Raw genomic sequence first — 11,381 nt, 5'->3', positions numbered from 1 at the left:
CCTGCCCCGGCAATGCCGGGGCAGGCGCTTTAGCCTATTGATAGCTTTTGCAGCCCTCCATTGCCGGGAAGCAACTCAGCGGGTTTCGGAAGGCCGGAGAGTCCGCGCAAGGGCCGCCACCTCGGCACAGGCATCCGCCAGCAGGGCCTCCGGGTCCGCGCCGTCCAAGTCCAGCCCGTCCGCCGCCACGCAGGTCAGATCGCCCATTCCGAAAAACATCTGAATGGCCCGCAAGTAGGGCACGGCCTGCTCCAGCGGGTCCCCGGCGGAATAAGCCCCGCCCCGGGTGGTGAGAAACACGCACCGCTCTGCCGCGCACAGGCCCTTCAGGCCCTCCGCTGTGCTGCGGAAGGTGATGCCCTCCACCGACACGTTTTCAATATAGACCTTCAGCAGTGCGGGAAAGCTCATGTCCCAAAACGGCGCGGCAATGACGATCAGGTCCGCCGCCGCCAGCTCCCGCGCCCTGTCAAACCGGGAATCGTCCGTTTTTCCGGCTTTCAGCAACGCTTCCCGCCGTTCAAAAAATTCGCCGGCTAAAGGCCGAAAATCCTCTTCCATAAGGTTCACAGCAGTCACCTGCCAACCATCCGGCAGCGCAGCAAAAAACGACTCCGCCAGCCTCCTCGTGCGGGACGCTTCTCCCCGGATGCAGCAGTCAATATACAATACCTGTTTCACAAAATGCCTCCTGACGTTCCTCTCCGGGAGGGCCTGTACGCATCCTCACCGAAAGGCCCCTTCTTACAGTATGTTACTTTAGTATACCGTCCCCGGAATGCGCCGTCAAGAGTGGCAGTCCCTTCCTTGAAATTCTTGGGCGCAGAGCCGCTTTGCAAAAGTCCCATCCGTCCGCGCAGAGCTGCTTTGCGGGGCGGGGAAGCTCCGTTTTTCCGCTTTCAATCTCTCCGCGCCGCCAGATACGCCGCGCCCCGCCATTCGGCTTTGCTTGGACTTCGCGCCAGCTCCAAGACTTTCAGGGAAGTTTTATTTTTCAAAATCGTATGTCTCTTGAATATAAATGTCCGCTTTATGAAAACAGCCGCAAGCCATATGAAATTGCACAAAGTTTTTTTGCGGAAACTTCCGGTTTTAGAAAAAGCCATGAAATGCGCACTTTTTTCCCGTCATCCAGGGCAAAAGCGTTGACAACAATCCATTTCGCCGCTATAATTCCCACCAAGAGAGCGCAACGGGGCACCCTCAGGGGCTTTGCCGCGTTCTTTTTGTATTCCACGCTTTATTGCGCTATTGTGAGAAACCAAGCGCAACCGCATAAACTCTCAGTTGAAAGGAGACTGTTTTTATGAGCGGATTCAGCAAGGAAGATATTCTCCGAATGGTTCAGGAGGAGGACGTTCAGTTCATCCGCATGCAGTTTACGGATATTTTCGGCCAGATGAAAAACGTGGCCGTCTCCGTCTCTCAGCTTGAGCGGGCGCTGAACAATCAGATTATGCTGGACGGCAGCTCCATCGAAGGCTTTGTCCGCATCGAGGAATCCGACCAGTGTCTCTGGCCGGATCTGGACACCTTCGCGGTGCTGCCCTGGCGGCCCCAATACGGCAAGGTGGCCCGGCTGATCTGCGACGTTCACAACCCGGACGGCGCATCCTTCTCCGGGGACCCGCGAAACGTATTAAAGCGGGTGGTCAAGCGGGCGGCGGATATGGGCTTTACCTTTAACGTGGGGCCGGAGATGGAATTTTTCCTGTTCCAGACCGACGATGAGGGCAACCCCACCACCGTCACCGGGGATCAGGCGGGCTACTTCGATCTGGGTCCTTTGGACCACGGAGAGGGAACCCGGCGGGAAATCTGTCTGGCGCTGGAGGCAATGGGCCTTGAAGTGGAGGCCAGCCACCACGAGGTTTCCGCCGGTCAACACGAAATCGACATGAAATACGCCGACGCCATGAAAGCCGCCGACGGGATTATGACCTTTAAGCTGGCGGTAAAGACCATGGCGCAGAAAAACGGGCTTCACGCCACCTTCATGCCAAAGCCGGTTTTCGGTGCGGCGGGCAGCGGCATGCATGTAAACATGTCCTTGTTCCAGGACGGGAAAAACGCTTTTTACGACGAAGCGGACGCAAGAAAGCTTTCGCCGCTGGCCTATCACTTCATTGCGGGACTTCTGGCTCACGCCGGGGGCTTTTGCGCGGTGACCAACCCGTTGGTAAATTCCTATAAGCGGCTGGTTTCCGGCTATGAGGCCCCCAACTGCCTTGCGTGGTCGTCGTCCAACCGCTCCGCGCTGGTCCGCATTCCGTCCCCCCGGGGGCAGGATACCCGGGTGGAGCTGCGCAGTCCAGATCCCTCCTGCAATCCGTATCTGGCGCTGGCCGTGTGTCTGGCGGCAGGTCTGGATGGAATCGAGCGAAAGCTGACGCCGCCGGAGGAAACGGTGGAAAATCTGTACGCCATGGACGCGGAGACTCTCCGCCGCCAAGGCATTGCCAATCTTCCCGCCACGCTGGAGGAGGCCGTTTTTGCCATGGAATCCGACGAGGTCGTCACCGACGCGCTGGGTCCCCATGTCACAAGCCAGTATATTGCCGGGAAGCAGCGGGAATGGGCGGAATACCGCACGCAGGTCACAGCTTGGGAGCTGGGCAAATATCTCGTGACCTACTGATTTATCCGGGGCTGTAAGACGTCATTGGACGCGCCGTTGGTCACTTTTCATATACGCGACCACGGCATGGATATCCGCCCGGAGATTTGCGCACACCGGGCAAAAATCAGCGCGGCCTGTTGCCCGGGAGAGGAGGGATGGATGCCATGTCCGGAATCATCGTCGCGTTTTCCAACGAGGAAGCGCAGCGGCGCACCGTGCTGCTGCTGGAATCGGGCGGCTATATCCCTGCCGCCTGCTGCGCCACGGGGGCGGAGGCCATTCGCGCCGCCAGAAAGCTTGGCGGCGCGTCCATCATCTGCGGCTTTCGCCTGCGGGATATGACGGCAAACGATCTAGCGGTCTCCCTCCGGGGCGTCAGTGCCCTTTTGGTTGTGTCCACCGCCGCAAATCTTGATTTTTGCGAAGGAGAAAACCTGTTCAAGCTTGCCTCCCCCGCCCGCAAGGCGGATTTCTTTACCTCGCTGGAGCTTCTGCTGGCCTTTCGGGCGGCAAAGCTTCGCCATTCCTCGCCATTGCGGGACGAACCGGAGCAGCGGCTGATCCGCCGGGCCAAGGAGCTTTTGATGGATATTAACCGCATGTCCGAGGCCGAGGCCCACCGTTTTCTGCAAAAACGCAGTATGGACGCGGGCATGAAGCTGGCGGAAACCGCACAGTTGATGATAGAAGCTTATACCGGCGGCCAAGGCTGAAATTTCGCACTTTCTCTGCCAAACGCCATTCCGGTATTCCCAAGGTGCATTTTATAAACTGCCGCGGGGGGAGCAATCCACCCTGCGGCTCACTTTATCACAGATAGGAGCTGTTTCCCATGATTGACCCTACTCAGCGGCCCACACCCCTTTACGATCCCCTTGTTGAGCACGACGCCTGTGGCATCGGCGCCGTGGTGAGCCTGCGGGGTGAAAAAACCTGGCGCACGGTGGACGACGCGCTGAAAATCGTGGAAAAGCTGGAACACCGCGCAGGAAAGGACGCTACCGGAAAAACCGGCGACGGCGTGGGCCTGATGCTCCAGGTCCCCCATAAGCTGCTGGCAAAGGCCGCGCTGGAGGAAGGCTTCTCTCTGGGAAAAGAACGGGATTACGGCGTGGGTATGCTGTTCCTCCCCGCAGATCGGCTCAAGCGTGCGCAGGCGCAGAAAATGCTGGAGATCATCGTTGCCAAAGAGGGCATGGAATTCTTAGGCTGGAGGGAGGTCCCCACCCGCCCGGACGTGCTGGGAGATAAGGCCCGGAGCTGTATGCCCCATATCTGCCAGTGCTTTGTAAAGCGTCCGGAGGGCTGCGCCCAAGGACTGGACTTTGACCGCAAGCTGTATGTTGCCCGGCGGGTCTTCGAGCAGTCCAGCATTGCCGCCTACGTCCCCTCGTTTTCCAGCCGCACCATTGTGTATAAGGGAATGTTTCTGGTGGGGCAGCTTCGGGAATTTTATCCCGACCTCTCCGACTCGGACTGCGAAAGCGCCATCGCGCTGGTCCACTCCCGGTTTTCCACCAACACAAATCCAAGCTGGGAGCGCGCCCATCCCAACCGCTATATCATGCACAACGGAGAAATCAACACCATCCGGGGCAATGTGGACCGGATGCTGGCCCGGGAGGAAACCATGTTCTCGTCGGTCATGGAGGAGGACATGGACAAAATTCTCCCCGTGGTGGATCAGAACGGGTCTGATTCCTCCATGCTGGACAACACGCTGGAATTTCTGATGATGAACGGCATTCCCCTGCCGCAGGCGGTGATGCTGTGCCTTCCCGAGCCGTGGGCCAACGACCGCAGAATGGACCGGGAAAAGCGGGACTTCTATCACTATTATGCCACCATGATGGAGCCTTGGGACGGCCCCGCCGCCATCGTCTTTTCCGATGGAGACACGGTGGGCGCGGTGCTGGACCGGAACGGCCTTCGCCCCTGCCGCTGGTATCTCACGGACGACGAGACGCTGATTCTCTCCTCCGAGGTGGGCGTTCTGGACATCCCGGCGGAAAGAATCGTGAAAAAGTCCCGTTTGCAGCCCGGACGGATGCTGCTAGCGGATTTGACCCTTGGGCGGCTGGTGGACGACGCCGAGCTGAAGGGGAGCTATGCCCGCCGCCGGCCCTACGGCGAATGGCTGGACCAGCATTTGGTTTACCTCAAGGACATCTCCATTCCCAACCGGCAGGTGGAGCACCACCCACAGGAGCTGCGGGACCGGCTGTACAAGGCCTTTGGCTATACTTATGAAGAAGTGAAGGACTCCCTCCTCCCCATGGCCCGGGACGGGGCCGAGCCTACCTGCGCCATGGGCGTGGATACGCCTTTGGCCGTGCTCAGCGAACAACACCAGCCCCTGTTCAACTATTTTAAGCAGCTTTTCGCCCAAGTCACCAATCCGCCCATGGACGCCATCCGGGAGGAAATCGTCACAGACACCACGGTTTACGTGGGTGCAGGCGGAAATCTGTTGCAGGAGCGGGCGGAAAACTGCACCGTTCTGGAAATCCGAAACCCAATTCTCACCTCTTTGGATTTAATGAAAATTCGCTATATGAACCGCCCCGGCTTTCAAGTGGAAACCCTGTCCCTGCTGTATTACCCCGGCATGCCCTTGGAGCACGCGCTGGACCGCCTGTTTATCAACTGTGACCGGGCCTACCGCCATGGGGCAAATATCCTGATTCTTTCCGACCGGGGCGTGGATGAAAACCACATGGCTATTCCCTCCCTTCTGGCGGTTTCGGCATTGCAGCAGCATTTGGTGCGCACCAAAAAGCGCACCGCCCTTTCCATTCTTCTTGAGAGCGCAGAGCCCCGGGACGTACATCATTTTGCCGCGCTGCTGGGCTATGGCGCGCAGGCCGTCAATCCCTATCTGGCGCAGGAGTGCGTGGCGGAGCTGGTGGAGGTGGGGCTTCTGGACAAGGACCCCGGTGCCGCCGTCAGTGATTACAACAGCGCCATTCTCCACGGCATCGTGAAAATTGCCTCCAAAATGGGAATCTCCACCATCCAGTCCTACCAGTCCGCCCAGATTTTCGAGTGTGTGGGCATCCACCGCTCCGTGATCGACCGGTATTTCACCAACACCGTCAGCCGGGTGGGGGGCGTGGGCCTTGCGGAAATCGGCGAAGGGGTGGAATGGAACCACAACCGTGCTTTCGACCCCCTGGGTCTTGGCTATGACACCACGCTGGATTCCGTCGGCGCCCTGAAACTGCGCTCTGGCCTCGACAAAGAGGACCATATGTACAATCCCCGCACCATTTTGCTGCTGCAAAAGGCCGCGCGGGAGGGAAGCTACGACACATTCAGGGAATACGCCGCCGAGGTAGACCGGGCAGACAAGCCCCATACCCTGCGGGGCCTGCTGGATTTCCGATTTGACGAGGGCGGCGGTATCCCCATCGACGAGGTGGAGCGCGAGGACTCTATTGTCAAGCGCTTCAAAACCGGGGCCATGAGCTACGGCTCCATTTCTCAGGAGGCCCATGAGTGCATGGCACTCGCCATGAACTGCATTGGCGGAAAGTCCAACTCCGGCGAGGGCGGCGAGGATCCGGCCCGCTTTGGCACCGACCGCAATTCCGCCATCAAACAGGTTTCCTCCGCCCGGTTCGGCGTGACCAGCGAATACCTTTGCAGCGCCGAGGAAATCCAGATTAAAATGGCGCAGGGAGCCAAGCCCGGCGAGGGCGGCCACCTCTCCGGAGCCAAGGTCTATCCCTGGATTGCCAAAACTCGCTGCTCCACGCCGGGCGTGACGCTGATCTCTCCCCCGCCCCACCATGACATTTACTCCATCGAAGATTTGGAGCAGCTCATTTACGACCTGAAAAATGCCAACCGCCACGCCCGCATCAGTGTGAAGCTGGTGTCCGAGGCGGGGGTTGGAACCATCGCCTCCGGCGTTGCCAAGGCGGGGGCGCAGGTGGTGCTCATCTCTGGCCACGACGGTGGCACCGGCGCGGCCCCCAAAAGCTCCATTCAGGGAGCGGGCCTTCCATGGGAGCTGGGCGTTGCCGAGGCGCATCAGGCTCTGATTCAAAACGGGCTGCGCAGCCGCGTGGTCATTGAAACCGACGGCAAGCTGATGACCGGCCGGGACGTGGCCATTGCCTGCATGCTGGGAGCGGAGGAATTCAGCTTTGCAACCGCCCCGCTGGTGACCATGGGCTGCTGCATGATGCGGGTATGCAATCTGGACACCTGCCCCGCAGGCATCGCCACCCAAAATCCCGTTCTGCGCAAGCGGTTCTCAGGAAAGCCGGAGTATGTGGTCAACTTTATGTACTTTCTGGCCCGGGAGCTGCGGGAACTGATGGCACAGCTCGGCGTGCGCACCGTGGACGAACTGGTGGGCCGCAGCGACCTTCTGCAGGTCCGGGAAAAGCTTGTCACTCATCGGGCGGAAGCGCTGGAGCTGGGCGGACTGCTGGGCAATCCCACAGGCGAACGCGCTCCCCACTTTGACCCGGCGGACGTGTATGACTTTGGCCTTGAAAAGACGGCGGACATGCGCATCCTGATGGAAAAGCTGGGAAAATCCCTGAAGGGAAAACGGGGCGGACGACTGGAACTGAATGTGTCGTCCACCGACCGGTCCTTTGGCGTGCTTTTCGGTTCCGAGATTACCCGTCGGTGCGGCAATTCCCTGCCGGACGACAGCTATGTTATCACCTGCCACGGCGGCGGCGGGCAGTCCTTCGGCGCGTTTATCCCCACGGGGCTGACCCTGACGCTGGAGGGCGACTGCAACGACGGCTTCGGAAAGGGCCTGTCCGGCGGCAAGCTGATTCTCTATCCCCCTAAAAACAGCGTTTTCAAGCCCGGTGAAAACGTCATTGTTGGAAATGTGGCGCTCTACGGGGCCACGGCGGGCCGAGCGTTTATCAACGGCATGGCGGGCGAGCGGTTCTGCGTGCGCAACTCCGGCGCCATGGCGGTGGTGGAGGGCGTGGGCGACCACGGCTGCGAATACATGACCGGGGGCCGGGTCGTCATTCTCGGCCCCACCGGGAAAAACTTCGCGGCGGGCATGTCCGGCGGCATTGCCTACGTGCTGGACGAAAAGCACGATTTGTACCTGCGGCTGAACAAGGAGCAGGTGCTGACGGACACGCTGACCGAGGCCCATGACATTCAGGAGCTGCGCGCCCTCATTGAGGAGCACGTGGCCGCCACCGGTTCTCCCCGGGGCAAAAAAATTCTGGCGGCATTCCAGTCCTACATTCCCTGCTTCAAGAAGGTCATGCCCATCGACTATGACCGGATGCTTCGGGCCATCGCCCAGCGCGAGGAAAAGGGTATGAGCCGCCAGCAGGCAGAAATTGAGGCGTTCTATGCCCGGACGCAGGCATGAAGGGAGACTACATATGGGTAAAATTACCGGATTTTTGGACTATCTCCGCCAAAATGATTCTCAGCGCCCTCCCCTTGAGCGTGTGGAGGACTGGGACGAATTTCATCTCCCCCAGCCCGAAGGCGTGCGCGCCCAGCAGGGCGGGCGGTGCATGAACTGCGGCACACCTTACTGTCAAACCGGGATGCTCTACGAAGGAGCGGTCTTCGGCTGCCCCCTTCACAATTTGATTCCGGAGTGGAACGACATGCTCTGGTCCGGCAACCGGGGCCATGCGCTGAGCCGCCTTCTCAAAACCAACAACTTTCCCGAGTTTACCGGACGGGTCTGCCCCGCCCCCTGTGAGGGCGCGTGCATCTGCGGGCTGTACGGCGACGCGGTGACCATCCGGGACAACGAGCTTTGCGTGATTGAGGATGCGTTTTCCTCCGGCGGCGTGAAGCGCCGCCGCCCGCCCCAGTGGTCCGGAAAAAAGATTGCCGTGGTAGGCAGCGGTCCGGCGGGGCTGGCCGCTGCGGACCAGCTCAATCACCGGGGCCATTCCGTCACCGTCATTGAGCGGGAGGCTTACCCCGGCGGACTTTTAACCTATGGAATCCCCAACATGAAGCTGCCCAAGTCCGTGGTAATGCGGCGCGTCAGCCTGATGACGGACGAGGGCGTGTCCTTCGTCACCGGCGTGAACGCGGCAACGCCCGAAACGGCCCGGCGGCTCATGGCGGAATACGACGCGGTGATTCTCTGCTGCGGCGCGGAACAGCCCCGCCCCCTTGACCTTGACACAGCGGGGCTGACAGGCGTTCTCTATGGCACAGAGTATTTAAAAGCCGCCGTGGAGCGACAGGCCTTTCGCTTGGAAATTTCCGAAAGCGCCCTTGCAAACGGCAAGGACGTGGTGGTCATCGGCACGGGAGACACCGCCTCCGACTGCGTGGCCACAGCCTTGCGGCAGGGCTGCAAATCCGTCGTGCAGTTGGTACGCCGTCCCAAGGAGGACTATCTTGCCGCCGACGGCAGCCTTCCCGCGGACTATGCCCACGAGGAAGCCGCCGCGGTATTCGGGGTGGACCCACGGCGCTTTGGCACGCAGGTCCAAAGCCTTGTGTCCGGAGAGGACGGGGCGCTGACCGCCGTCGTCACTTCTCTGGGTGAAACGCTTCCCTGCGGGCTTTTGATTGTAGCCACCGGCTTTTCCGGCTGCGCAGAAAACGTCTTCCACGCCTTTGGCGTGGAAAAGAGCGACGCGGTTTTCACGGACGCGAGCCGTTTTTCTACCAACGCGGAAAAGATCTTCGTGGCCGGGGATATGCGCCGGGGCGCGTCGCTGGTGGTCTGGGCCATCGCGGAGGGGCGCACGGTGGCTGCGGAGGTGGACCGCTTTTTAAGCGGTTACACAAGCCTTGTTGGAAGTGTATAATATTGCAGAATTTTTTATGCAGTATGCTAATTTTATTGAGAGATTCGCCAGTTGACGCACATTCGTTTTCGTAGTAAAGTCATACCAATATAACTGGCAAAGGCGCCGGAGAGAGCAAACCGCTCTCCGGCGCCTTTGCCAATTTTTGTAGCTGTGTGCAAGCAGAGGAGGAAAAACTATGAGCGCTATCGACACCTTATGGGTCCTGCTGGGGGCCACGCTGGTCTTTTTTATGCAGGCCGGCTTCGCCATGGTGGAAACCGGGTTTACCCGTGCCAAAAATGCGGGCAATATCTGCATGAAAAACCTGATGGATTTCGTCTGCGGCACCATTGTTTACTGGCTGATCGGCTTCGGCATCATGTACGGCGCGGAGCTGATTCCCGGCGTGATGGGCACGCCGGCAGTGGCCTCGGCGGCAGACACGGACTGGACCTTTCTCATCTTCCAGACGGTTTTCTGTGCCACCGCCGCCACCATTGTCTCCGGCGCCATGGCGGAGCGAACAAAGTTTAAGAGCTACCTTGTCTACTCCGTGATTATTTCCCTGTTCGTCTATCCCGTTTCCGGCCACTGGATCTGGGGCGGCGGCTGGCTCAGCACGCTGGGAACGCCCGACGGGCTTTTGTCCGGCCTTGGGGCATATGGCTTCCACGACTTCGCCGGTTCCACCGCCGTACATATGGTGGGCGGACTCAGCGCCTTTATCGGCGCGCTGATCCTCGGGCCTCGCATTGGAAAATACACCAAGAACGGCAAGTCCCGCGCCATCCCCGGTCACTCCATCACGCTGGGCTGTCTGGGCGTATTCATTCTGTGGTTCGGGTGGTTCGGGTTTAACCCCGCCTCCTCCCTCGCCATTGACGGGCTGACCCAAAACGTGGGCCGCATCTTTGTCACCACCAACATGGCCGCCGTCACAGCAACCCTCACCGCCATGTGCATCACTTGGGTGAAATACGGCAAGCCCGACGTGTCCATGACGCTGAACGGCTCTCTTGCGGGCCTTGTGGCCATCACCGCCGGGTGCTCCACCGTCACCGTCACCGGCGCGGCCATTATCGGCATTGTCGCAGGCTTTACGGTGGTATTCGGCGTGGAGTTCATCGACCAGAAGCTAAAGGTAGACGATCCCGTGGGTGCGGTGGGCGTTCATGGCTGCTGCGGCGCGGTAGGTACTCTGCTGGTAGGCGTATTCGCCTATTTTGACCCCTATACAGACGCGGAGGTGCTGACCCGGGGCACGGGACTGGGTCTTGTTTACGGCGGCGGCTTTGCCCAGCTTCTGGTGCAGCTCATCGGTGTTCTGGCGGTGGCCGCATGGGTAAGCGTCACCATGACCTGCATGTTCCAGCTTATCAAGCATACGATTGGTCTGCGGGTCTCCCGGCAGGAAGAGCTGGAGGGACTGGATTCCACCGAGCACGGCCTGCTCAGTGCCTACGCGGACTTTACGGTTGCCCGCAGCGATTACGACGACGAGGCCCTCTTAGGCAATGTTCCCGTGCGGGAGGCCGTCCCCGTGGAGCTGGTAGCCCCCGCCGCCGGGGACGCCGTTCCCGTTGCTCCCGCGGGCGTTAAAATTACCAAAATTGAAATTCTCTGCAATCAAGGCAAGTTTGACGCGCTGAAAACCGCCCTGTTCGATATCGGCATCACCGGCATGACCTGCACCAACGTTATGGGCTGCGGCGAGCAGCGGGGCGCCAGCGAATACTATCGCGGCGTAAAAATGGAGGTCAATATCCGGCCAAAGCTGAAGGTGGACATCGTAGTGTGCAAGCTGCCCGTGTCCCTCGTGGTGTCCACCGCCAAGCAGGCGCTGTACACCGGCCACATTGGAGACGGGAAGATTTTTGTCTACGATGTGGAAAATGTCATCAAAGTCCGCACTGGTGAGGAGGGCTACGACGCCTTGCAGGACGACGTCGGCTGAGCTTTCCCCCCGCGGAATATACACACCCCCTTCTAAACGGAAG

7 protein-coding genes are annotated in these 11,381 nt (G+C 59.9%); 6 read left to right on the top strand and 1 reads right to left on the bottom strand.

Translation table 11 applies throughout. From position 1 onward, the window contains the following. Nucleotides 1–75: 75 nt before the first annotated feature. Nucleotides 76–681 (bottom strand): FMN-dependent NADH-azoreductase, encoded by a 606-nt coding sequence (locus tag B2W96_RS11650; RefSeq protein ID WP_293010603.1) that lies wholly within the window; start codon nt 679–681, stop codon nt 76–78. A 152-nt stretch (nt 682–833) separates the two neighbouring features. On the opposite strand from B2W96_RS11650, the gene B2W96_RS11645 reads away from it, so the two are divergent. From B2W96_RS11645 to B2W96_RS11620, 6 genes are all read left to right on the top strand, one after another. Beyond that, nucleotides 834–1,310 (top strand): hypothetical protein, encoded by a 477-nt coding sequence (locus B2W96_RS11645; protein WP_293010602.1) that lies wholly within the window; start codon nt 834–836, stop codon nt 1,308–1,310. Then, the gene (gene glnA / locus B2W96_RS11640) at nt 1,307–2,638 is read left to right on the top strand and encodes a type I glutamate--ammonia ligase (RefSeq protein ID WP_293010600.1); all 1,332 of its coding nucleotides are present in this window, start codon (nt 1,307–1,309) and stop codon (nt 2,636–2,638) included. Before B2W96_RS11645 ends, glnA begins: the two co-directional genes overlap by 4 nt. Nucleotides 2,639–2,784: 146 nt before the next feature. Continuing rightward, nucleotides 2,785–3,333, top strand: a complete 549-nt coding sequence (locus B2W96_RS11635) for an ANTAR domain-containing response regulator (RefSeq protein WP_293010598.1) — start codon at nt 2,785–2,787, stop codon at nt 3,331–3,333. A 119-nt stretch (nt 3,334–3,452) separates the two neighbouring features. After that, the gene (gltB, locus tag B2W96_RS11630; protein ID WP_293010596.1) at nt 3,453–7,985 is read left to right on the top strand and encodes a glutamate synthase large subunit; all 4,533 of its coding nucleotides are present in this window, start codon (nt 3,453–3,455) and stop codon (nt 7,983–7,985) included. 13 nt (nt 7,986–7,998) lie between these two features. After that, a complete protein-coding gene (locus B2W96_RS11625; protein WP_293010594.1) occupies nt 7,999–9,402 on the top strand; it encodes a glutamate synthase subunit beta in 1,404 nt (467 codons plus the stop codon). Nucleotides 9,403–9,580: 178 nt separating this feature from the next. Then, nucleotides 9,581–11,338, top strand: a complete 1,758-nt coding sequence (locus tag B2W96_RS11620; RefSeq protein ID WP_293010592.1) for an ammonium transporter — start codon at nt 9,581–9,583, stop codon at nt 11,336–11,338. The last annotated feature ends 43 nt before the right edge of the window (nt 11,339–11,381 follow it).

Origin of the sequence: Oscillibacter sp. UBA6647 (assembly GCA_002455655.1) — a bacterium.
Classification (GTDB): domain Bacteria; phylum Bacillota; class Clostridia; order Oscillospirales; family Oscillospiraceae; genus Oscillibacter.
This window is presented reverse-complemented; position numbering and strand designations above follow the sequence as displayed.

Coding starts and splice junctions, on each gene's coding strand:
- glnA (WP_293010600.1), top strand. CDS start 1,307: ATGAGCGGATTCAGCAAGGAAGATATTCTCCGAATGGTTCAGGAGGAG.
- B2W96_RS11635 (WP_293010598.1), top strand. CDS start 2,785: ATGTCCGGAATCATCGTCGCGTTTTCCAACGAGGAAGCGCAGCGGCGC.
- gltB (WP_293010596.1), top strand. CDS start 3,453: ATGATTGACCCTACTCAGCGGCCCACACCCCTTTACGATCCCCTTGTT.
- B2W96_RS11625 (WP_293010594.1), top strand. CDS start 7,999: ATGGGTAAAATTACCGGATTTTTGGACTATCTCCGCCAAAATGATTCT.
- B2W96_RS11620 (WP_293010592.1), top strand. CDS start 9,581: ATGAGCGCTATCGACACCTTATGGGTCCTGCTGGGGGCCACGCTGGTC.